General features: G+C 34.3%; 25 protein-coding genes. 14 read left to right on the forward strand and 11 right to left on the reverse strand.

Going from position 1 to position 21,221, the window contains the following annotated elements:
* The first annotated feature begins 12 nt into the window (after positions 1-12).
* The gene (locus JR347_RS08810; RefSeq protein WP_205723682.1) at positions 13-480 is read left to right on the forward strand and encodes a hypothetical protein; all 468 of its coding nucleotides are present in this window, start codon (positions 13-15) and stop codon (positions 478-480) included.
* A gap of 117 nt (positions 481-597) precedes the next feature.
* On the opposite strand, the gene greB is transcribed toward JR347_RS08810, so the two are convergent.
* Complete coding sequence (greB, locus tag JR347_RS08815; protein WP_205723683.1) at positions 598-1,071, reverse strand: transcription elongation factor GreB; 474 nt, start codon at positions 1,069-1,071, stop codon at positions 598-600.
* Positions 1,072-1,170: 99 nt separating this feature from the next.
* Between greB and JR347_RS08820 the strand changes: the two genes are divergently transcribed.
* Entirely contained in the window at positions 1,171-1,536 is a 366-nt protein-coding gene (locus tag JR347_RS08820) for a hypothetical protein (protein WP_205723684.1), read from the forward strand.
* A gap of 114 nt (positions 1,537-1,650) precedes the next feature.
* On the opposite strand, the gene JR347_RS08825 is transcribed toward JR347_RS08820, so the two are convergent.
* Positions 1,651-1,908, reverse strand: coding sequence for a GIY-YIG nuclease family protein (locus JR347_RS08825; RefSeq protein ID WP_205723685.1), 258 nt, complete (start codon positions 1,906-1,908; stop codon positions 1,651-1,653).
* A gap of 253 nt (positions 1,909-2,161) precedes the next feature.
* Between JR347_RS08825 and JR347_RS08830 the strand changes: the two genes are divergently transcribed.
* The 4 genes from JR347_RS08830 (at position 2,162) to JR347_RS08845 (ending at position 7,116) form a co-directional block, all read left to right on the forward strand.
* The gene (locus JR347_RS08830) at positions 2,162-3,400 is read left to right on the forward strand and encodes a site-specific integrase (protein ID WP_205723686.1); all 1,239 of its coding nucleotides are present in this window, start codon (positions 2,162-2,164) and stop codon (positions 3,398-3,400) included.
* A gap of 119 nt (positions 3,401-3,519) precedes the next feature.
* On the forward strand, positions 3,520-4,965 hold the full coding sequence (locus tag JR347_RS08835) for a discoidin domain-containing protein (protein WP_205723687.1): 1,446 nt from the start codon (positions 3,520-3,522) through the stop codon (positions 4,963-4,965).
* A complete protein-coding gene (locus JR347_RS08840; RefSeq protein WP_205723688.1) occupies positions 4,958-5,674 on the forward strand; it encodes a M15 family metallopeptidase in 717 nt (238 codons plus the stop codon). Before JR347_RS08835 ends, JR347_RS08840 begins: the two co-directional genes overlap by 8 nt.
* Entirely contained in the window at positions 5,671-7,116 is a 1,446-nt protein-coding gene (locus tag JR347_RS08845) for a hypothetical protein (RefSeq protein WP_205723689.1), read from the forward strand. The genes JR347_RS08840 and JR347_RS08845 overlap by 4 nt, the downstream gene beginning before the upstream one ends.
* On the opposite strand, the gene JR347_RS08850 is transcribed toward JR347_RS08845, so the two are convergent.
* The 7 genes from JR347_RS08850 to JR347_RS08880 form a co-directional block, all read right to left on the reverse strand.
* Positions 7,113-7,928 carry a VanW family protein gene (locus JR347_RS08850; RefSeq protein WP_205723690.1) on the reverse strand — a complete coding sequence of 272 codons (816 nt, stop codon included), beginning with the start codon at positions 7,926-7,928 and terminating at the stop codon, positions 7,113-7,115. The genes JR347_RS08845 and JR347_RS08850 overlap by 4 nt on opposite strands.
* 149 nt (positions 7,929-8,077) lie before the next feature.
* The gene (locus JR347_RS08855; protein ID WP_205723691.1) at positions 8,078-10,282 is read right to left on the reverse strand and encodes a WG repeat-containing protein; all 2,205 of its coding nucleotides are present in this window, start codon (positions 10,280-10,282) and stop codon (positions 8,078-8,080) included.
* 9 nt (positions 10,283-10,291) lie between these two features.
* Positions 10,292-11,044 (reverse strand): glutamate racemase, encoded by a 753-nt coding sequence (locus tag JR347_RS08860; protein ID WP_205723692.1) that lies wholly within the window; start codon positions 11,042-11,044, stop codon positions 10,292-10,294.
* A complete protein-coding gene (locus JR347_RS08865) occupies positions 11,041-12,348 on the reverse strand; it encodes a class I SAM-dependent methyltransferase (RefSeq protein ID WP_205723693.1) in 1,308 nt (435 codons plus the stop codon). Before JR347_RS08865 ends, JR347_RS08860 begins: the two co-directional genes overlap by 4 nt.
* Complete coding sequence (locus JR347_RS08870) at positions 12,338-13,786, reverse strand: EpsG family protein (RefSeq protein WP_205723694.1); 1,449 nt, start codon at positions 13,784-13,786, stop codon at positions 12,338-12,340. The genes JR347_RS08865 and JR347_RS08870 overlap by 11 nt, the downstream gene beginning before the upstream one ends.
* The gene (locus JR347_RS08875) at positions 13,764-14,480 is read right to left on the reverse strand and encodes an N-acetylmuramoyl-L-alanine amidase (RefSeq protein ID WP_205723695.1); all 717 of its coding nucleotides are present in this window, start codon (positions 14,478-14,480) and stop codon (positions 13,764-13,766) included. Before JR347_RS08875 ends, JR347_RS08870 begins: the two co-directional genes overlap by 23 nt.
* Positions 14,464-15,327 (reverse strand): YARHG domain-containing protein, encoded by an 864-nt coding sequence (locus tag JR347_RS08880; protein ID WP_205723696.1) that lies wholly within the window; start codon positions 15,325-15,327, stop codon positions 14,464-14,466. Before JR347_RS08880 ends, JR347_RS08875 begins: the two co-directional genes overlap by 17 nt.
* A gap of 232 nt (positions 15,328-15,559) precedes the next feature.
* Here JR347_RS08880 and JR347_RS08885 point away from each other — a divergent pair, with 232 nt between their 5' ends.
* From JR347_RS08885 to JR347_RS08910, 6 genes are all read left to right on the forward strand, one after another.
* Positions 15,560-15,832, forward strand: a complete 273-nt coding sequence (locus JR347_RS08885; protein WP_205723697.1) for a helix-turn-helix domain-containing protein — start codon at positions 15,560-15,562, stop codon at positions 15,830-15,832.
* Positions 15,819-16,013 carry a hypothetical protein gene (locus JR347_RS08890; RefSeq protein ID WP_205723698.1) on the forward strand — a complete coding sequence of 65 codons (195 nt, stop codon included), beginning with the start codon at positions 15,819-15,821 and terminating at the stop codon, positions 16,011-16,013. The genes JR347_RS08885 and JR347_RS08890 overlap by 14 nt, the downstream gene beginning before the upstream one ends.
* Positions 15,988-16,797: a ParA family protein gene (locus JR347_RS08895; protein WP_205723699.1), complete on the forward strand. Its 810-nt coding sequence runs from the start codon at positions 15,988-15,990 to the stop codon at positions 16,795-16,797. The genes JR347_RS08890 and JR347_RS08895 overlap by 26 nt, the downstream gene beginning before the upstream one ends.
* Positions 16,776-17,282, forward strand: coding sequence for a hypothetical protein (locus tag JR347_RS08900; protein ID WP_205723700.1), 507 nt, complete (start codon positions 16,776-16,778; stop codon positions 17,280-17,282). Before JR347_RS08895 ends, JR347_RS08900 begins: the two co-directional genes overlap by 22 nt.
* A 233-nt stretch (positions 17,283-17,515) precedes the next feature.
* The gene (locus JR347_RS08905; RefSeq protein ID WP_205723701.1) at positions 17,516-18,058 is read left to right on the forward strand and encodes a BfmA/BtgA family mobilization protein; all 543 of its coding nucleotides are present in this window, start codon (positions 17,516-17,518) and stop codon (positions 18,056-18,058) included.
* Between the two features lie 5 nt (positions 18,059-18,063).
* Positions 18,064-18,891, forward strand: coding sequence for a DUF5712 family protein (locus JR347_RS08910; protein WP_205723702.1), 828 nt, complete (start codon positions 18,064-18,066; stop codon positions 18,889-18,891).
* 6 nt (positions 18,892-18,897) lie between these two features.
* On the opposite strand, the gene JR347_RS08915 is transcribed toward JR347_RS08910, so the two are convergent.
* Positions 18,898-19,158 (reverse strand): hypothetical protein, encoded by a 261-nt coding sequence (locus tag JR347_RS08915; protein WP_205723703.1) that lies wholly within the window; start codon positions 19,156-19,158, stop codon positions 18,898-18,900.
* A gap of 62 nt (positions 19,159-19,220) precedes the next feature.
* Between JR347_RS08915 and JR347_RS08920 the strand changes: the two genes are divergently transcribed.
* Together JR347_RS08920 and JR347_RS08925 are read left to right on the forward strand one after the other, a co-directional pair.
* Positions 19,221-19,454 carry a helix-turn-helix domain-containing protein gene (locus JR347_RS08920; RefSeq protein ID WP_205723704.1) on the forward strand — a complete coding sequence of 78 codons (234 nt, stop codon included), beginning with the start codon at positions 19,221-19,223 and terminating at the stop codon, positions 19,452-19,454.
* 70 nt (positions 19,455-19,524) lie between these two features.
* Positions 19,525-20,298, forward strand: coding sequence for a metallophosphoesterase (locus JR347_RS08925; RefSeq protein ID WP_205723705.1), 774 nt, complete (start codon positions 19,525-19,527; stop codon positions 20,296-20,298).
* Positions 20,299-20,354: 56 nt separating this feature from the next.
* On the opposite strand, the gene JR347_RS08930 is transcribed toward JR347_RS08925, so the two are convergent.
* Positions 20,355-21,110, reverse strand: coding sequence for an endonuclease (locus JR347_RS08930; RefSeq protein WP_205723706.1), 756 nt, complete (start codon positions 21,108-21,110; stop codon positions 20,355-20,357).
* Positions 21,111-21,221 lie beyond the last annotated feature (111 nt).

The raw sequence follows: 21,221 nt of genomic DNA on the forward strand, positions 1-21,221 counted from the left end.
AACACTCAGAAGATGAAACTTAATTTGTTATCACTCGCCCTCATCTCATTATTTGCCATAAGCTGTGGCGAAGAAGATGGTGATCTTCGATTTTCATGTATCAAATTTAATGGGGACATTAAGCAGGATAGAATCAATTTTTCTGTTGTAAATGATACAGAGTATCAGATTGATAATTTGTTATTTAAAGCGTCAAGCGGAGATTTTAGACCTGCCTTTAATGGTACTTTTTCAGATTTCGTATATGTTGGTGGTCCCGATTTTATGCTTACGCTGGCCTATATTCAGGATATAATTTTTGAAATTGATGGTATTGAATATCATACAGGCTCTGAAATACCTATGCAAGAAGAGCTCACGTTTGAGTTAGGAAATGCTTATCTGATAGTCATTAAAGGAGTAACACCAGAAACCGGAGCAGTAGAGACTGAAATGGTGTTTTGGACAGATGGCACATGTAACGACACACCTGAAGGTTGAAAGAGACGCATTATTATTCAAAGAAGTAATAGTAATCCCTGGCCATGTACCTTGCCGGGGATTTTTATTTGTGTAGTGGCGAGTTGGTTATAATCAATAAAAGGGGAAGAAATGAAGTTATTTTTGGTACTCGATCTTTTTAATCTTCCAAACAAACTCTGCCGCAGGTGTTTTTACTATGGCTTCGTCACCTTCCTTTTTATCTAATAAGGCTTTGGCCATGGGGGAGTCCATGGAGATATAGTCCGGGTTACCAATAAGTTCTTCATAACCTACTATGCGCAGGCGTTTGTACATGCCTTTATCATTTTCAATTTCTACCCAGGCACCGAATGATACTTTTCCATCCTGACTAGGGTGGTAGCTGATCACTTTAAAGTCATCGATGCATTTGCGGAGGTAGAGTACACGGCTATCAATTTGTCGCAGGCGTTTTTTGTTATAGTGGTAGTCCGCATTTTCAGAACGGTCGCCCAGGCTGGCGGCCCAGTTTACTTTATTGGTGATGTCAGGGCGTTCTACTCGCCAAAGGTGATCTAATTCTTCCTTTAGCTTTTGCATTCCTTCCGGGGTAATTAATTGTGATCTCATCGTAACTACTTCCGCTTTTGAATTAAGATGCAAGACAAATGAAAATCGTTAAATTATCCAAGAATCTACCCACTTGAAATAATTGCATTATATTGTATTATGAAAGGAAAAACAAGCTTCTCATATGATTACATCTTGTTCATGGAACTCATTTATGAATATGATGAGACCCAGCAGGAAACTGTGGAAGCTAAAATAAAACGCAGGTTAAAATATAATAATCTGGCACCTTACGATCAAAACAGGGTAAATTATGTGAGAAGTTTTAAGAAAGCCCTTTCAGAAGAAATACGATTGCTTAGTAGGTCTAAATATTTTGAGAAAACGCTCTCAAAATATGCGCAAGTAAAAGACTTTGATGTCGAACAAATGACTACTGACTATAGTGCAATTTATCCAGAGCTTTCAATAAAAGAAATCCGGAGCATGGTTGGTTTTGGGGTACATTGGTTTTACACGAGGTGATGGTGCTGTTGTGAGTATTCTTTTTATGAAAACAAAAAAGCATCACACGTTCGTATGATGCTTTGTCCACTTCTTTGGGCCCACTTGTCCCGATAGCTATCGGGACGAACCAGTCTAGAGATATTTCAATTTTAGTTTGTCAATGATTTCAGGATACTTGACTAGATTGGCAATATAGGTTCTACTCTTCATTCTTTTAATGTGTTTTTCAATTTGAATGGACTGTTTTTTTGATTCACATTCAATTACAACATACAACTCCCAATCGTAAACCTTGGCGATGAACTTATTGTTGCCATATTTTTTATTAATATGCTGTTCAAGTCTTTCTTCAGGAAGTAGGCTGGTACTGCCGATGTAGTACTTATTCAATTTTGGGCTATATAAAATGTAGCAGTAGTTCATGAATCTCAATAGGATTTCAATACCCATAAACAGAAAACCCCGCCTTAAGGCAGGGTTTTAGTGGTGGGCCCACCTGGGCTCGAACCAGGGACCCCTTGATTATGAGTCAAATATTTATTGGCTTGATGTGGTATAAAATATCCTTTAATTTGATTTAAATACATATTTATATTTTGATGAGACCTTAAGAAACCTATATTTGTTTGCAAATTGTTTGCAAATGAGTATTACGTTAAAATATGTATTAGATACGAGGTCCACTAAAAGTAATGGTGACCGGCCATTGAAATTAAGGTTGATTTACAATCGATCGAGTGCCCATATTTCAACAGGGTTTTATTTGTCTCCCAAAGAGTGGGATGACACTAAGGAAATGCTAAAGTCTAGTTCAAAAAGAGTTGAGAATGTGTCTCGATTTAATAATGAACTTATAAAGAAAAAAGCTGAATTAAATGATTCAATCTACGATCTGTTATCGAAAGGGTTCTCTCATTTAACCGCTGCTCAGCTAAAAGAGAAAGCAGAAAAGAAAACTGGAAATAAGCAGGATTCATTTTTCATCTTTCTGAAGGAACAGATTGAGGACTTGAAAGAGGCTAGGAGATTTGGGACCGCTGATTCATACAAGAGTTTATACAATAAGATTAAGAATTTCAGAAACGGAGATTTGACACTGCGATTTCATGAGATTGACTATAAGTTTCTTTCTGACCTGGAGAAAGTTCATCTCAATAAAGGCTCCAATTTAGGTTCACTTGGTGTATATATGAGAACACTACGTGCAGTATATAATAAAGCTATTAAGAATGGTGTCGCCAAGCTAGAAGATTATCCATTCAAACAATACACGATTAGAAAATCGGATGCGAAGAGAACTGCATTAAGTCAAGTAGAAGTGAAAAAGCTCATAGACAGCTTTTTCGAAAGCAAGGTTTTGGAAGATGCTAAAAACTATTATTTGCTCAGTTTCTTTTTACAAGGTATGAACTGGATGGACATGTGTTTGCTTAAGGGAGAAAACATAAGTTCTGACTATGAGAGAATTACCTATGTTCGTCACAAAACTGGAAAGAGATTTAGTATTAAATTTTTTAAGCAGGCAAAAGAGATTATAGAAAACCTATCGGGAAGGTCAATATCACAAATAGGGAAAAATGAGTTTGTACTGCCGATATTAAATCATGAACCTGACCTGATTGCAGCACATAGAATGGCTAATAAAAGGAAAAAAGTGAATAAGGCTTTGAAGAAAATAGGTGAGGAGTTGAATATAGATCACTTTACTATTTATACTGCACGACATACTTATGCTACTTCATTAAAAAGAAACGGTACTCCAACAGCGGCAATTCAAGAAGGGCTAGGGCATAAAACCGAAGAAATGACCCAAACTTACCTGAATAGCTTTGGTAATGAAGTTCTAGATAAATACAATGAGGAGATGTTTAATGATTTGTAGCCTTTTTAGATTATTAATAATTTATTCTGATTCTTCTGGTTACACACAAATAAGATTCGATTTGATCAAAATTGGATTGGGTTATAAATCCATATAAATTAGAGTTAAATCAAATCACAATGAAGAATTTTTTAATAAGTACCCTCTCCGCACTTCTTTTTATAGGGTGTGGTGGTGAAACCAAAGAAACTATTAAAGAGGAAGAATCTGCACCTGAAAAACAGGTTGTCAGTAATGATATAACTGTCCAGGTAAAAGGTGTCTATGCTACATCCACCAAAATGCCTCAAAATTCTTATGGTTATGAACAACTATTTGATGGAAATGAAAACACCTTTTGGGCTACCATGCCTGGTGCAGGGCCTGACGAAGGTATCATGATTTATTTCGAAGAACCTCAGAAAATTTCGGGAATAAGATTGAAACAGAAAGAGGGGGATGAATATTCTGAAATTACAAATATTATGGTCTATGCTAATGGCAATGCTCCTGTATATAGGGCTGTAACTGAAAATATTATTGAGCTAGATCAAGAAGGTGTTAAATCACTATATATTCGTTTGGCAAGGTTAAAAGACATGAATAACGAATTTAAAGGTGATACAGAATTATATGCTTCTTCTTTTGATCGAACGAAGTCTGCAGCGGTTACTGAATTGGAGATTTTTGAATCTGATAATAAATTGCATCTACTACTTCCTTTAAAAATGAAAGGCAAAGTAAGTGCGACATCCACTCTAGAGCCAGAAATATCCTATGGGGTTAGAAATTTATTTGATTCCAGAAAAGAATTTGCTTGGGTTGAGGGAGCCAAAGGAAATGGTGAAAATGAGTCGTTTACAGTTAATTTAGAAAAAGAGATCGATTTAGTTGGAATTAAAATATCCAACGGATTTCAAAGATCTGATAAACACTTTACCTCCAATTCAAGATTAAAATCTATGAAGGTATCTTCGGACTCTGGTGATAATTTGACCTTTAATGTAGTAGATAAACAAGGTGAGCAGGTTATCACTTTTGACAAACCACTTAGGGGCAGCAACTTCACATTTACAATACTTGAAGCTTACCCTGGCTCAAAATATCAAGATCTTGTAATAAGTGAACTCAAGTTGATCGATAACGGAATGGATGTGATTGTTAGGGAAGATATGACCGAAACTATTATTAACAATGCGCTTTCAAAAGTTAAGGGAACCGTTCTTGAAAATGTGATTGATAGAAGATTGGATAATAATGAAGAAATGGTTGACTACACTAATAATAAATCAATCATTTTACGCTCGGATTATACTTTTGTGGCATATCAGAAAACCTACGAAGGGAACCAAGGCGAAGAAATTGTGGCGGATGGTAATTGGGAAATAAAAGATATTAGTACTGAATCTGCCAAAATAAGAGTTTTTGGGAAGTACAGTAAATTGTCCGAAACCTTTGATTATTATGGGGGAGATAGTCAAGCTAGTTTTGAACAAATCTTTCAAGATTTTATAACCATAACTTCTAAAGGGGTTGAAGGAGGAAAGTTTATTCCAGGTATAGTAAACTTAGGGGAATATGAGTAGCCGAATTTTGATTTCTATTCTCACAATCCTATTTGCTTGTAGTTCCAAAGAAAAGAGTGTTCAACAAGATGTAGTAGAGGATAGTCCTATAGCGGTTGTTGATTCAATAAAGACTTCCATATCTGAAGAGAAGCAAGAAAAGCCAAAGTCACAGATTCTTGCTGATACAAGCTTTGTAAATATTAAAGATTATTCAAGTGATTTTGCATTTGATATGCGATATGCTACTTCTAATAATTTCTTAGATACGGTCGTTTATGATTGTGAGAATTGCTTAATGCGTTATGCAGTAGCACGGGCACTAATTAAAGCCAATGATAGCTTAATGCAACGCGGTTATAGAATAAAGTTTTTCGATTGCTTCAGACCGGTGGAAGTACAGTTTAAAATGTGGGAGATATATCCAGATGCTCGTTATGTGGCGAATCCAAATAAAAGCGGCTCTGTTCATAATAAAGGTGCCGCGCTTGATATAACTATTGAAGGCCTAAATGGTGAGCCTGTAGATATGGGAACAGAATTCGATCACTTTGGTGAAGAAGCGCATCATGCCTATACAGGTTTTTCTGAGCAAGTTCTTAATAATAGGAAGATATTAAAGGGTATTATGGAGCACTTTGGTTTTAACTCAATAAGGACAGAGTGGTGGCATTATAATTTTGGAGGAAATTCTAGGTATTCAATTTCAGATCAGCCACTATGTGAATGAAAAAGACCATTGTATGGATTGCTATTGGAGCAACTCTATTATCATTCATTTGTCGATTCATTGCATTAAATCAAACAAGTTTTGCAAACGGATGGGACTCGTACTTCTATCTGGTTCAGGTTAAATCTATTTTTGAAACAGGTAGAATGCATTCAGAAGAATGGACTTTGTTTTATCCATTGCTAATGTTTATTTCTTTAATTTTCGATTATGTAATTGCTGTAAAAATAGTATCAAGCTTACTTGCTGCAACCTTAACCTTGGGACTTATACTCCTTGCTTATAGCAAGACTAATTCAATCTACTTAGCACTATTTATAGCGACATGGTCAATAGCTAGCCCGGAACTAACCTACTTTGCCGCCCAATGGCCTAAGAATTTACTCGGTCTCAATTTACTTGTTTATATGTTATTATTCCTGACTAAAAATCAGTGGAAATGGGCATTGCTATTTTTAATACTAAGTTTTTTTGGGCATCGACTAACAGCTGTAATAAGTTTAGTTGCTGTTGTTGGTTGGTATGTAATACCCCATCTAAATGTGAAAGTTATTTTAATCTCAACATTAGGACTACTGCTAATTCTAGCGGTATTACATTTCGCTCCGGGTCTTTTATCATTTTATGATATTGAAAGACTAAATGCACTTTTTGGGAAAGATATAATTTTGCCGCCAAATGAGTTCATATCCATATTGGGTTTTGAAAAGGTAAGTATCGTTTGGAAATCTGAGCTATGGATATACTTTGCCGTTATAGTTATAAGTGGCTTTTTTATTTTGACAAAAGCCTTCAAAAGGTCATCAGATAAATTTGATATAATAATTTGGATGCTTCTTTTGACCCTTTGGTTTCCAATATATAATTATTCATTGGACGGGGCAGGGTACAGATTTTTTCATAATGGTGCTATTTTAATTCCTCTATTGTTCATTATTCTTCAACCAGCTTTTTGTCGGCTTAAGTATCACTATGTAATCACTAGCTTGTTTTCGATTATACTACTGGGATTATCGACTATTACATTTCATAGTTACAACCCAGAAATACATGATCCGCCCTATAGATTGTTTTCGTTAATTACTCAAAAAATTGAATCACATTGGTGCGATAATAGACCGGAATTAATTATTGCGCACAAGTCATTGGCTGAATACTTTACATTTCAAACTAATGCTGATGCTATGCCGTGGATACCTGAATATGAGGTGGAAAAAGATCAATTATTCAGAATTGCTTATGTTCCATTAAATCAACTTCAAAAATATTACTTGAAGGATAATTATTTAAAGCTTTCAAGCAATTACATTTATTTGAAGGAAAGTGAGTGGAGAGCATTTATGCGTAATATTCAAAAGAATGAATCAAAAGAGATCAATGAACTATTCAATACTTGGAAAAATCCACATACTATTAGACCCTCATTTTTGCTGAAAAATTAGCTTTCCAAGAATGGCTCATACATCATTATTGCATGATTCTCGAATAGTAATTCTTCTTTCACATTGTTGTCTTCAATAATTCTTCTCTTGATTTGATTGTGCCGTGTATAACCTCCCCATGACTGTTGTACGAAATGGTGGTTATCTTCAAAAACCTCGTATTTGGAAGGTATTATTTCGGAGGAAAGAATCTCACCTTCTAGATACTTTTCAGATAGATTAAGTTTTATTTGAAATGTATGTGGGGTTGTATTTCTTAGTTGGAAATCTATATAATTATAAGCTAATGTTGCTCCTGATCCGAAAGGTATTTTTCGATTTACATCTGGGAATACATCATAACCATGCCTATACCTTTCCTTTATTTCTAATGGAGTATGTAAACTCATCCAGCAGAGTAAATTGCCCAATTGGCAAAGCCCACCTCCAATACCTTCTTCAATTTTCCCCTGATTCAATACAAGTCCCGGTAAGTAACCTTTTCTTGCAGAAGGCTTCCCAATTAAGTACCATAGAGAAAATACTTGGTTTGGCTTTATAATTATGCCATCAATCTTGTTAATAGCTAAAGATAGGTTCTTGACTTTATTATGTTGTAATCTCATATCAACATCCTTAAGAGGTCTTAATAGAAGAGATTTATGCCTAACTACACTATGGTCAAAGTAATCTTTCCTAATCACTTTTGAATAGTTAGAGAACTCTCTAAGCCATTCAATTCTGCGCTTATTTATATAAAAGATCTTACCTAAACTTCTTCTAAGTCTAGATCTAATTTTTGGTTTTAAAATCCGATCTTTTATTATTTTCATTTAGAATGATGATTAGATTATTTTTCATTTGTATTTATTCAAATGATAGTTTGAAAAGTACTCATAGCTAATCATATAGATAAACTAATTATCTCTAGACTCTAAAACGTAAAGATGTTTAACGTTTAATGATTCCTTCCAACATTGAACTACCAAATTTTCCATTTGAATTTGAACTTGGATAACTCTTGATCAGTTATACTCCTTTCTCCTACTAATCTTTTATTATCAATGAAGTAGGTTTTAGATTCATCATAATGATCTGATGATGTTGAGCGACCTTCTGGGGTATACCCTGTAAATCCCCATGAGGAACTATATGAATGCTCCAGAAAAAGCTCGCCTTTTGAATAGAACTTATAAATTTTTGAATAATGATGATCTGTCCAATATTCATGCTTTATTAATAACGTATCTCCATTATTCACATAATAAATGTCTTTGGCGGTTTCTCCGGTTCCTTCGCATTCCTCACAGTTATCCTCAATTTTCTTCCAATTTTCAATATTCTGTAGATAAGAATCACTTATTCTATCAAACTTTTTCTTTGCCTCAAATAATGAAGGGTAGCTTTCCGTAAGATACTTTTCTTGAATTGTGGCGAGACTATTATTGATACCCGGCATTAGACCTTTCTCAATAGAGTCAAATGATTCTCTTTCTTCATTTTCACCTTCGGGGTTAATGTATCTGATTAGGTTTCTATTGTAGTAATAAAATCGATGTTCTTTTTTTCCCTCAACTTTATAGATAAAGTATGGATGAAAACTATTTAAATCTTCATGGTAGTAGTATTCACTAGTATTGTTTGGGCTCTTGACAGTTATTTTTCTTATTACATCATTTTCGTAATGTCCAACAAATAAAGTGTCATCAATTGTTGTACTATATTCTTTGAATTTAGAAATGTTGGCATTTGTAGGATAGAATTTAGCTCTTATTGATTCAACAACACTTTCTTCGGTAATTACTTTTTCCTGATTGTCTGATTTGAAATACTTGAATCCGTTTTTTCCAACATAGCCGTACCTTTGAATGAAATAAAAGTCTTTTGGAAAGTCGGAAATTATTTCACCTAAATAGTGATTAGGATCATAAATATCTCCTCTATATTCCAGAGGCAGGACTATATCACCTTTAGTATTAACTATGCCATGATAAGTTGTATTATCAATCGGATTAATAGTCTCTACTATCGAATGACCATCCTTGTTAAAATCAGAAACCCGACTAAACTGGCAAGGTATTACTTCTTTGCCCTCTTTATTAATAAATCCAAATAAGTTATTTCTACTAACTGAAGCAAAACCATTGACAAAATCACCCGGGTTTCTTTGATACATTTTTTCACTAATGAATGTGCCCTTGTGGTTTACATAATTATTTACATCTCCCATATCCACACGTGCCATACCTTCTGACATGTGATCAATTCTTTTAATATTGTTTAATCTACCTGTGATTTGACCATCGAGGTTATATATGAGGAATTCCTTTTGCAGCTTGGCTGTAAAATAAATTTCATTCAAGTTCCTGGAGTATTGATCTACGAAGATTTGATCTGCTTGAATTTCTCTTTTCTGACCACTGTTTAAATTTATGAGTTGGTACTTATCATCAATTTTAGCAACAATGATTTTTCTTTTTTCATTAATCACATAAAGTTCAGTAACTAGCTCAGAAAGCAGCTGTTTACCCTCCTGATCGTATACTTTATATTTACCGTTATTTCCAAATGTGTAAATACGAAAATCTTCAGATAGGTTATAATCGTAATGTTCGTGTGTTATTGGTAAAACTACATTGCCCTCTTCATTTAGCAGACCATATTTTTCATTAAACCTTACTACATATACATTATTGCTTTGCCATAGTGTTTGATATATTGGCTCAATTTTATATGTACCTTCTGAATTTATAATACCTACCTGATCATACTTTAATTTAACAATGGCTTTACCATCAATAAATTTTTCAGCCTGATAATAAATGGCTGGTGTAATAAGCTCTCCCGTTTTCTTTATATAACCTTTTTTATAAGTTTTATTTGATTCGTAAATGGCTATTCCTTCATAGAAATTATCAACAATCTTTAATGAATCAGGGGTCTTAAAAATGACTTCATTATTTCTATCAATGACATATTGCTTCCCATACTTGTGTTTAACAGTTGCGAGATCATCATAGAAGAAGTGAGCTTCAGAATATTGGGGTTCAATTAGTATATTCCCTTGAATATCAGAATAACCCCACAAATCATTAACCCTGAAAGGAACAAATGTTTCTTGGCTTTGACCAAATGATAACGAAGAAGTACTTATTAAAATGAGAATTAAATAATGTATTTTATTCATCTGCTTTAATTAGAAAAACTCACTGAGTTGATTTATGCTTTTAAGTTTCAAATTATAAACTGATACAATGGATTTATGCATTATATCCCTATCACCTGTAGTATAAATAACATCCTTGCCTGCGTTAAAATCCAATAGTTGAGATTTTAGCTGAGCATACATGTGCTCCATCGGATCAATTACTTTGCAAGTTTCATCTAGAACTTCTTTAATGAGTTTCAAGAGTGCTGGGTAGTGCGTACACGCCAAAAGTAAATAATCAATTTCCCCTAATGGTTGGAGAATCTTTATAATTTCATTTTTATAAAGACCTGCATCTGTCTCACCAGCTTCTATTAATATTGATAAAATTTGGGCATTGTTTTGAACTACTTCAAATCCTAATGATTCAAAATGATTGGCATAAATGTTTGATTCAATTGTGCGTCCACCGCCTATAATTCCTAGTCGTTTTTTGGCATCAACAGTAATGCTCTCTTTGGTAAAATCCAACATACCTTTAAGAGGTTTATTGCTAATATTACCAAGTACAGTACTTGCAGAATGACAGGCTACTATTATCAAAGTGCATCCATCATTTACTAAAAAATCAATGACTTTATTTACTCGATTTGAAAGAGTGGGGCTGTCTAACTTACCATAAGGAACTTCTCCTGAGTCTGAAAAGTACGTAATGCCTAATTCAGGGAAATCATCCTTAATTCGTAGGTATAAATCGATTCCTCCTATACCATAATCATATATAGCCAATCTATTAATCACGGGTAGCTCAGATTAATATTCTTTATGTTTTCCATGGACTCTGTATCAAAAGCAATGATTCTGGCATTATAACCTATATTAATTACTTCAACTTTCCTTCCAGGAAATCTACTCTCTATGTACCACTTCATTTCGTGCTCACTTCTAATCGGATTATACTTGAGCATGCCCTTCCAATTGGGATTATGAACCAACTTCCTTAAGTTTTTATAGAATGCTTTGTATCGAATTCTGTGAATGTAATGTTTTAATTTACTTCTCAACAGTTGTGGATATTCCGTCAACTTAACCGGAGCGGTAACCATATCAATAATCAATAATTTACCTTCAGGGTTAGTGACTCTTTGAATCTCCTTCATAATAGGATCCCAATCCAAATATCGAAAGGACAACATAGAAATAACCAAATCGAATGTATTGTCTTTAAATGGAAGCTCTGGGCCATTTAGCTGTTCGAATTGAAGATTCGAATGCTTTACATTGTTGTTTTTTGCGAACCGGATGAGGTTTTTAGAGATATCTACGCCAGTGCCACTAGTAATTTTATTTGCCAATTCCTTTAAGAGAGCACCGTTACCACACCCAATATCGAGCACATTTATGTCTTTATTTTTTGGTAAGTGACTTATGATCCATTTATACTCATCAGACCTAACTTTGATATCCTGAAAGACATTATTATACAATTCAGCCACAGAATTGTAAGTACTATCTATTTCCCCCTGTTCTGGTTTAAACTCCTTTAGTGGTTCGGCTTTTACAAGTCCTAAATATTTTTTTACCGAGGTAAGATAACCGTGTGACTTTTTACCTGGACAGCCGAAACAATATAATGGCTTGAAAGGATCTTTGCTCACATCTAATTTATACCGGGCTTTATTTGAAGAAAATGAGGTATACCAGTGATACCCGAATGTTGTAACATTTTGCACTCTCGAAAAATAAGGAGCAAACCATCTTGCTGACCTACAGCAGTGAAAGTAAGCTTTAGCATTATGCGCAAATGGTATAACCAGTTTTTTTAACTCGTAAGGACTAAATTGCTCTGGATATGCAACTGTGCCATACATTGGGCCATACATTCCGCTATGACCAATAAAATGAAATTCCTTTATTGATTTATTCTGACTAGCTAAGGTTTTGAAAATCTCTTTAATCTCAGCCTTCGATTCTATCGAAAGACTTATTACCTCAGAACCATTGCTAGATAATTCATCTTTCATGGTTCGAGCTACTCTTTTGAATTTATCTCCTCCCTTTCGGTACTTGGTTGTATATAAAATCAGAATTATCTCACTCATCATTTTTCCCTTTCAGTAGATAGTCTGGTCTTTCAGTCATTGGATTGTTTCCTTTCGATACCAATGTTAAGAATTTTACATCATTGGCATTTGCAGCTTTTTGATAAGCTTTCAACCATAAGCTTTCTGGTAGGATGTAATATTGATTTTCAACTTGTATAAGTTTATTAATTTCCTCAGAGCTTAAATATTCTATCATTGAAACTTTTGGGACACCATGTACAATTCTTAATACTTTCTCCAATTCTATGTCTTCAGGTTTAGCCCAATTTAAGGCATCAAAATCAGTTTTGTAAATGATAACTTCTGCTAGAGATTTGTGAGCAATGACCAAAGTGTACTCCTCGGCAGTAAAGTTTTTCACTAACCCTTCTGTTATTCGAAAGTAGGTTTCGTTTGGTGCATCATGGTACTTTGGATTATATGACTTGTAACTAATAAATGAAGAAGCAATAAATAGTATACTCAGCGACAATAAAATGGTGTTTGATATTTTCTTAGATACAAAGAGTAAAATAAATGGCGCTGAAATACTACTCACCAAGAAGAAGCGAAATCCCATGCTTCCAAAGTCGAATTCAAAAAAAGGAAAAAAGAAGATCAATGAAAATATCCAATAGAGCTGTAGTGACTTGTTTTTAAAGATCGTCTTCCACTCAGTGTAGAGGAGTCTTATCAAATAACAAATGATAGATGTAAGTATAAAAAGTTCAATGATCCAGTAAGTATTATTGTGTGTAATATTCAATTGGTAAAAGGATAACGGTGAAAGTTGAGGTAATGCTGTAAAAACCCCATTGAATCTTTCAAGGTCACTCCAATGAAAAATACCAGGTAAAAAGGAGAACGCAACAAGACCAAGGATTGCAATGATTAGATATTTGATATTAAAACTTGGGAGTAAAATAATTCCAAAAGCCAGCAGGCCTAAACCGGCTGTCATTCTATGAGTTAGCAAGGAAAGAATTAAGAACAGAGTTGCTAATAGAAATTTTCGTTGAGTTAAAAACACAACCATTAGTAGAAGAAAAATAATCCCAAGAAGGTTTTTAGGAAACGAGGCCGTAATAAAGGTGATGCCTGGGCTAAATAATGAAAATGACGCTCCCAGTAACCCTAAATATCGGTTGGATGAAACTTTTGTTACTATCGTATAGATTAAAAAACTTAAAACTGCGGCAAGTAGAGCTGAACCAACTTTAACTGCCAAGACGTAGTCATTGATAAGTAATGACAGTAGCGTAAAATATGGATAGATTAAAGAGTAGTCCAGAGACTGCATGTGTCCATATTCAATCAGACTATGTGACTGCATCACATAATAATAACCATCCCATCCGTTAGCATAGTCAGTTTGGAGCAGTGCAGCTAATCTCAAAATAAAGGAAAGGATGAATAATCCAACTCCTATCCAAGCATTACCTTTTAAACTCAAGGTCATACTCATTCTTTAATCTAAATCTTAAATTAGCCATAAACTCCTCACCCGGATCAGGCTTTTCATATGGCACATAGCTTGAATCTGCAGATTTGAATAAAGAGTAATGCGCCCAGGTCTTATTATCATATTCATTATGCCCGATCAGATAGTTAATGGTTTTATATTTCATCGCCAGAACATTGATAAGCTTCAAATTACTCTCTAACTGCTCATCAGTAAGTTCAGTAGAATCTTTGGCAACATTTTCAATTCCTATAGATACATGATTGAAGCCTATTATGTGCCTGGCCATCACTGTATCCGGCATTAAGTTATATATGTCTCCATTCTTATCAACCACATACTGTATTCCAACATTAAGGATGCTTTTGTTTCTAATATTCTTTCTGGTAATGTCTAAACTATCTGATTTGAAATAATCTAGTGTTTCATCCAATGTAGGAATAGCCGTGTAGTGAACTACAATCATTTGTGGCTCAATAGTATAAATTGATTTGTTGTAATACTTCGTAAAATACTCTTTGGTTAAATCAAGCTTATTATTGGATAGAATTGAAAAGGTGTCTACATCAATTTCAGGAAGATTTAAAGAATCATTCTGAGATTTAATTAACTCTGTTTGATCACTGGAAGTGGTGCCTGATTGACAGCCAAATAATAGAATAAGAGCGAGAAGATTAAATATTTTGCTCAAGATTTTTGATAAATAAAGTGTTATCCTTCTCTGTTTCATTTAAGAATTCTGTAGCATCATTAACATAAGGTTTGTACCACTCCTTGTTAGCAAAGTAATTCTTCATTTTGTCCGTTTTGAAAAAATGACCATGTCTGGCAAAAATCTCATTTCTTAAATAAGCCAAATCATCCTTGGAGTAGCCATTCAATTCTTCCTTAGTTAATTTGAATATCCTAGCCTTAAGAAACATCTCATCTCTATTATACATTCGAGGCTCATCAGGATTGACCCATAATCCAGTTGTGAATTGGTCTTCATAGAAAATTCGTCCTGGTTCTTCGTAAGGGTTTCTTCCAATCTTACTTCCAGAATAATTCCCAGTAAATCCAATTTTAATTGATGAGATTGAACCTTCAGCATTGTTACTAATAGTATCCAAAACACTTATTGAACCCTTATATATAATGGTGTCATTTTGAGAATTGGTGTCAGTAATCTTAAAAGAGGAAGCGCTAAAAAGAGAAGCCTCTAAAATGCCATTCTCATATGCTATTACAAAATCTTCAATTTCTGAATACGGTATTGTGACAAGCGTATATTCTACTTGGTCATTATTTATTTCGATACTTTCATATTTAATCAAATTATAACTACCCAAGCCATACATTTCTTTTCTAAAATAATGAAAAAAGGACTCCTTAATTTGATCTTGATAAGTGGTTAATAAGGACACAGGTTCCTTTTTTTCAGTTACTGAAGATTGTGATTGTTTTGTTGTATCAGTCTCTGACTTTTTGGATTCATTAGCGTTACAACCGAACAATAGACTTAGAGATATAACAATAACTAATTTGAAATATTCCATGGTTATTTTTTTACCAAATTATGGAAAATATTGAAAAAGTGTTTGACGAATGAAGTCTTGATCTAACTCTAAATAATTGAAATCATTGTTAACCGATCAATTTGGATTAAGTCATGATTTTACAACGTATTGATAATCAATTGAGTATGAACTATTAAATGTAGGTGTTCGTAGGTCTTTGCAGGTTAAAATCTAGCCTTATATGTTTGATTCAAAATTAAAAGCATCAATTATGAATCAAATATGTTTAGAAAAAGATTTTGTAATCAGGGCTGTTACAAACATCATCGATCAGACATGCCCTTCATATAAAGATAAACCCAAGTCTCCTTGGGTGTCAGCTAAGGAAGCTAAGGAATTGCTTCAAATAAGTTCTGATACTACACTTCAAAACTTTAGAAACCAAGGTAAGCTTACTTATGCTAAGGTGACTCCAAAAACAATTATCTACTCACTAGAAAGTATTAATCAATATATAAAGTCAAAGACTCATGATAGATTCTAAGAACAATGATGATTTGCTAATTAAAGGCATAAATCATGGCTATATATTAGCCAATGAAAATCCTAATTATCTAAAAGATCTACTTCTCTCGTTAAGATCAAAAAATGACTATTCATACGGTTTAAGAAAGGGGAGAAAACTATATATGGAATTGAATGGAAAAAAAGGTTTATCAATTTAAAAATAGAAAAATGACAAGAGTTATTTCAATATCAAATCAAAAGGGGGGAGTGGGCAAAACTACTTCCACATTAAACATTGGTGCAGCATTGGCAATTGCCGGTAAAAAGACTTTACTAATAGATATGGACCCCCAATGTAATTTAAGTAAGAGTTTGGGAGCTGAAAAATGTGAAAATGATATTTATGGCTTATTAATAGAAGACTGTAGTATTCGCTCTGCTGTGTTTAAAATTAGAAAGAACTTGTTACTGATTCCTGGTAGTAAGAATTTTCCAGTATTTGAGAAGAATTATGGATCAGACATAAATAGTTTCTTTCTGCTTAGGGATAAGCTAGAATCACTATTAGAAAATTCAATAGTGGATTATGTATTAATTGATTGCCCACCTTCATTAGGCTTGATAAGTACCAATGCATATTTAGCCTCTGACAATGTAATTGTACCGTTGGAGGCAATGGAGTTCTCACTTGATGGCCTTGATTTAGTAAATGAATCTGTTGAAAGGCTCTCTAAAAAATTGAATCCTGACCTAAGACTTTTAGGAGCATTTTTTACTAGATATGATCATAGACTGCTGGTAACAAAGGAGACTGAAAGTATAGTTCATAAGGAGTATCCAGGATTGCTTTTAGAATCTAATATCAGGCAATGCACAAAACTCCGAGAGTCCCCAAGTAATAGAGAAGATATATTTTCTTACGCACCAGAATCAAATGGAGCTCAAGACTATAATTTATTAGCAAATAAACTTGATGTAATATGCCAAGGGATTTCAATATAAATAGAAGGCGGAGGGATAATCCTAAAAAAGACTTTTTTGAAGAATTAGAATCATTAGAGTCGCTGTCTAATAAAAAAGAAAAGTTCAATAGTACGTCTAACGAAAGCATAGAAGGTTTAGTAAGTCGCGAGAAAAAAGAATCTAGCGAAGGTCTTGAATCTCGTGTATACCAAGAGTATCAGGCAACTAGCAATCCTCAGGAAAGTCAAGAAAATAGTGAAGCTAGTGAGTCTCGCGAAAAGCAAGTAATTCAAGTAACAAAAGAAAATAGCGAACAACTTAGGAATATTTCAGAAAACCCTAAAAGGAAAAGTAAGGCAAAAGATTACGTGACAATTGGTTATCAAATGTCTTTGAAACATAGAGCGAGATTAAAGCTCTACAGAAATGAACGAAGAATGGCAGGCGATACAGAATACTCTTATCGTGATGCAATTGAAGAGGCACTAGATCTATTATTTGACAAACCTATTCTGAGAAAATGATTGATACTATTGGTAAGATTTTGATGATAGCCGGGGAGTATTTAGGGGGGAGCAAGTGGGGATGGGGCAAATGCCCAATCCAACTTTTTAAAAAATGCTTAAATAACCTTTAAACCCCTTTTTATATACATTTTCTCCCCCCTTAACTGCATTTTGCACATTATATAAGAGCATAACTGGCTGATTATCAGCTTTGATAAATACATTTTGAAATACATTTCAGTATACATAAGATGAAAAATATACAGATAGAAGATAGATATGATGACATACTTCAAAAGTTGAAGAACAGGCTTGATATGTCTAAAAAGGCAATAATAGAACAGGCCATTATATATATGGATCGTAATAAAATAAATCCCTCAAAGTATCGAGAGGGAGACCCTACAGAGCAAGTGAAAAAACTAAAGGATCAAGTTGTTGGTTACTTCAAGGTTCATGAAAAAGAACATTTAAAGCCATTAACAAATGACGTTCGATTAGTGGTTAAAGGGTTTTCACAACAAATGTCGCAACTTCCAACTAAGGAGGATATAATGAAATATTTGATAGCTATTAATAACAGTACATCAAATATGGAACAGACTTTAGTGCATCTCGTGAATTTCGCGAACAACAATAATTTCACGAATGATAAAAAAACTGAGGTAAAAAGACAGGCTCTTAAATCTTTAAAAGTTTATCACGAAACCAGAAATGAATTCTCAAATCTTATGAATGTTTCAGAAGTTGATAAAGCTTATCGGATGGCATTTAAAAAAATTCAAAATCTGTAAAAAGTATGTACGTCAAAATTGAAGTAGGTGGAACAGGTTCATCAGTGTCGGCTGTAGAATATTTGGAGAAGGAAAATGAAGAGAAATTAATAAAAGATCAGAGATTATTTTTTGACCAGTCGAATGATAATATAAAGTCGAGCTATGTTGTTGAGTCACTCGATAATAATAAGGCCAAGTTGTGTAAACATGAAGCTAAATTTTTTCAATTGATAATTAGTCCATCAAAAAATGAATTATTGCATATTGGGTGTAGTGAAGAGAAGATTAAACTTTACACTAGAAACCTGATGGACGTTTATGCCATGAATTTTGATAAAGGTTTGAGAGCAGATGATTTGCTTTATTTTGCCAAGATTGAAGAGTTTAGAAAGGGTAAAGAAGGCCCCAATTGGCATGTACATGTTCTTGTTAGTAGAAAGGATAAGACAAATAAAATTAAACTATCACCTAGAACTTCACATAGGGGCAAAAGTAAAGGACCTATCAGCCATGGTTTCAATAGAAATAAATTCAGACAAACATCTGAAACATTGTTCAACAAAATGTTTGATTATTCTAGATCATTCTATGAGACATTTGAGTACCAAAACACTTTGAAAAATGGAAAATCAATGGAAGAAAAGTTATCGATTTTATTTCAGGGGAATTCACTTGAAACTAAACAACCTAACCTCAAACAATTAAAAACGGATCAATATGATTCTAAAAAGGTTTCATTGAAATCACTTACTAATATTGTTGAGGGTTCTCAAAAACAAGCTGAATATAGACGCAGAAAAAAGCGAGATAGTGATGATGATAATGACAAAGGCAACAAACTGGGGATATAAGCTTAGTTAGTCTATTACTCCTTTTTGTAAATACCTTTCAGCTTGTCTTTCAGTCAAATATTTTTCGGCTATTTCATTACCAAATTGATCCATGCCTTGCACTTTTTTTGATAAATAGCAGATGTCATTTTTCACAACTTTGAGCTTGTCCATCAAATTACTAAGGGTTAATAGTGCCATTCTTTTTTCACTATCCTTTATGTCTGCATATGTCAAGTAAAGCAATAAGGCTTGAATTTCTGGTTCGTATTCCATTTCTACTTTCATGATTTAAATATATGAACATATAAGTAGTAACACAAAAGTATTATTCAAATTTCTTTTGTGAAATGGATGATGCTGAAAAACAGGAATGGCTTCTAAAGCTTGGGGCTCGTATGAAGGCTCTTCGAATACAGAAGGGATATACAAGTTATGAGCCTTTTGCCTATGAGCATAACATCCCCAGAGCACAGTACGGCAGGTATGAAAGAGGCGAGAACATCACTTTTGTAAACTTGATGAAAGTAATTCAGGCATTTGAAATGACGCCACTAGAATTCTTTAGTGAAGGATTTGATTGAATTTAAATATATGAACTTATAAGTAACATTATTTGTAAATTCCTATATTTAAGATTAGTGTTGTTTAGTAATGCTCATGATCCAATTCGCATCCGACCTTCATCTCGAATTCCCTATAAATAGGGAGTATTTAAGAGAATATCCATTAGTCCCTGTTGCAGATACATTAATTCTTGCCGGAGATTTACTTGTTTTGAATGACGATGGTTCAGTAGACGATGTGTATGAACCCTTTCTTGATCGGTTATCTCAGGACTTCGAGCAGGTTTATGCCATCCCTGGTAATCATGAATATTACAATGGTTTTGATCTCAATAACTCAATAGGAGAGTTTCAGCTGAAGCTTAGAGATAATATCACATTGCTGAACAATTCTTCTGTGGTCATTGATAATCATAAAGTGATATTCAGTACACTATGGTCTTACGTGCCAAGCAGTTTTAGAAAAAATGAATTTGCAGATTTTATGAGGTGTAAGTTCAAAGGAGAAATGCTCACAACCGAGGGTTACAATGAACTTCATAAGCGAGCCAAAGCATACATCAGTGTTGAAATTGAAGATAACCCAAGGCAACATGAGGTCATTGTAATTACCCATCATTTGCCTAGTTTTTCTTTAATTGACAAACAGTATCTCGGAAGTGATTTAAATGCCGGCTTTGCATCAATGTCTGACGGCCTGATTCATGAAAGTAAAGCAATCGCATGGGTGTACGGCCATAGTCATTCAAATTCGCTCCCAAAACAAATTGGAGATACAATGCTTTATTCGAACCCATTAGGTTATGTGCATGTTGAAAATCCGAAGGGATTTGATCGATCCAGACTTATTTGGAATTATTAAATTTCTTTATTGGTTTTTTCATAAAGGTAAAATCCCCTCTCATTTCTATTGTATTGTTAGTGCCCTGAATTACAATTACTCAATACCCACTCATTGCATAACCCTGTTCTTTCAGCAATAAGTTTTGCACGTTCAATTTCCCAAGCTTCCGGAGGGTTATTTTGATGCCATGACCATATCTCTTCCATCGGTAGTTGAACATTAACGCCATATACCTGAGCCATATAAAGCATTGCTCTAGCAACCGTGCCGCGTACCTTTCCTTCAGCAGGCTCGAAGAGCTTATTGCCATCGGGCAATTCAATAATTTCAGCATCACATAGTCCATACACTCTTGGCTCACCTGGCACTTCACCATAGGGATGATTCGATCGGTCAGCATTTACTTCACCCACTGCTGGGAAGAGATTGTTAGGGTCATTGTGTGCAAGCTCAAAATCTTCATTCACAGCTTCACAGCATTCTCGGCCGCTTTTACCTTCACATTCTTCAGGGTAGGCAATCTCTTTAAGCATCCAGCAGGCACGGGTTTGGCCAAACCAACTGGCGGGAACAACATGTTCCCATTCTATGCGCTTACTTCTGGTTTCGTTAGATCTCGCTTCAATTCCACATGCTTCTCTATCAACCTGTCCACCAGAAGTTGTGGTTCGTGAATATGGGCAGCCACAATACAAGGTGAATTGATAATTTATTTCTTCGTGCAGATCGGCCAGAAGTTTTTTGGCCGACTCAAAAGAACCAGGTGGTTCCTGTGCTGATACATGAATTATACAAACACAAGCAATGACGAGTGATACTACATATCTCATGGCAACTCATTTTATTGGCAAGGTACTCAACTCTTGAATATTAAAACTCACCATTTTAGGTGAGTTTAGTTCGATAAGATTCTATTAATTTTCCTCAAAATTTATGCGAAA

It is taken from the genome of Fulvivirga lutea, from assembly GCF_017068455.1.
GTDB classification, from domain to species: domain Bacteria; phylum Bacteroidota; class Bacteroidia; order Cytophagales; family Cyclobacteriaceae; genus Fulvivirga; species Fulvivirga lutea.

What these genes read in the sequence shown, in the direction of transcription:
- JR347_RS08810 (WP_205723682.1), top strand. Translation starts at nt 13, where the DNA reads ATGAAACTTAATTTGTTATCACTCGCCCTCATCTCATTATTTGCCATA.
- greB (WP_205723683.1), bottom strand. Translation starts at nt 1,071, where the DNA reads ATGAGATCACAATTAATTACCCCGGAAGGAATGCAAAAGCTAAAGGAA.
- JR347_RS08820 (WP_205723684.1), top strand. Translation starts at nt 1,171, where the DNA reads ATGAAAGGAAAAACAAGCTTCTCATATGATTACATCTTGTTCATGGAA.
- JR347_RS08830 (WP_205723686.1), top strand. Translation starts at nt 2,162, where the DNA reads ATGAGTATTACGTTAAAATATGTATTAGATACGAGGTCCACTAAAAGT.
- JR347_RS08835 (WP_205723687.1), top strand. Translation starts at nt 3,520, where the DNA reads ATGAAGAATTTTTTAATAAGTACCCTCTCCGCACTTCTTTTTATAGGG.
- JR347_RS08840 (WP_205723688.1), top strand. Translation starts at nt 4,958, where the DNA reads ATGAGTAGCCGAATTTTGATTTCTATTCTCACAATCCTATTTGCTTGT.
- JR347_RS08845 (WP_205723689.1), top strand. Translation starts at nt 5,671, where the DNA reads ATGAAAAAGACCATTGTATGGATTGCTATTGGAGCAACTCTATTATCA.
- JR347_RS08850 (WP_205723690.1), bottom strand. Translation starts at nt 7,928, where the DNA reads ATGAAAATAATAAAAGATCGGATTTTAAAACCAAAAATTAGATCTAGA.
- JR347_RS08855 (WP_205723691.1), bottom strand. Translation starts at nt 10,282, where the DNA reads ATGAATAAAATACATTATTTAATTCTCATTTTAATAAGTACTTCTTCG.
- JR347_RS08865 (WP_205723693.1), bottom strand. Translation starts at nt 12,348, where the DNA reads ATGATGAGTGAGATAATTCTGATTTTATATACAACCAAGTACCGAAAG.
- JR347_RS08870 (WP_205723694.1), bottom strand. Translation starts at nt 13,786, where the DNA reads ATGACCTTGAGTTTAAAAGGTAATGCTTGGATAGGAGTTGGATTATTC.
- JR347_RS08880 (WP_205723696.1), bottom strand. Translation starts at nt 15,327, where the DNA reads ATGGAATATTTCAAATTAGTTATTGTTATATCTCTAAGTCTATTGTTC.
- JR347_RS08885 (WP_205723697.1), top strand. Translation starts at nt 15,560, where the DNA reads ATGAATCAAATATGTTTAGAAAAAGATTTTGTAATCAGGGCTGTTACA.
- JR347_RS08890 (WP_205723698.1), top strand. Translation starts at nt 15,819, where the DNA reads ATGATAGATTCTAAGAACAATGATGATTTGCTAATTAAAGGCATAAAT.
- JR347_RS08895 (WP_205723699.1), top strand. Translation starts at nt 15,988, where the DNA reads ATGGAAAAAAAGGTTTATCAATTTAAAAATAGAAAAATGACAAGAGTT.
- JR347_RS08900 (WP_205723700.1), top strand. Translation starts at nt 16,776, where the DNA reads ATGCCAAGGGATTTCAATATAAATAGAAGGCGGAGGGATAATCCTAAA.
- JR347_RS08905 (WP_205723701.1), top strand. Translation starts at nt 17,516, where the DNA reads ATGAAAAATATACAGATAGAAGATAGATATGATGACATACTTCAAAAG.
- JR347_RS08910 (WP_205723702.1), top strand. Translation starts at nt 18,064, where the DNA reads ATGTACGTCAAAATTGAAGTAGGTGGAACAGGTTCATCAGTGTCGGCT.
- JR347_RS08915 (WP_205723703.1), bottom strand. Translation starts at nt 19,158, where the DNA reads ATGAAAGTAGAAATGGAATACGAACCAGAAATTCAAGCCTTATTGCTT.
- JR347_RS08920 (WP_205723704.1), top strand. Translation starts at nt 19,221, where the DNA reads ATGGATGATGCTGAAAAACAGGAATGGCTTCTAAAGCTTGGGGCTCGT.
- JR347_RS08925 (WP_205723705.1), top strand. Translation starts at nt 19,525, where the DNA reads ATGCTCATGATCCAATTCGCATCCGACCTTCATCTCGAATTCCCTATA.
- JR347_RS08930 (WP_205723706.1), bottom strand. Translation starts at nt 21,110, where the DNA reads ATGAGATATGTAGTATCACTCGTCATTGCTTGTGTTTGTATAATTCAT.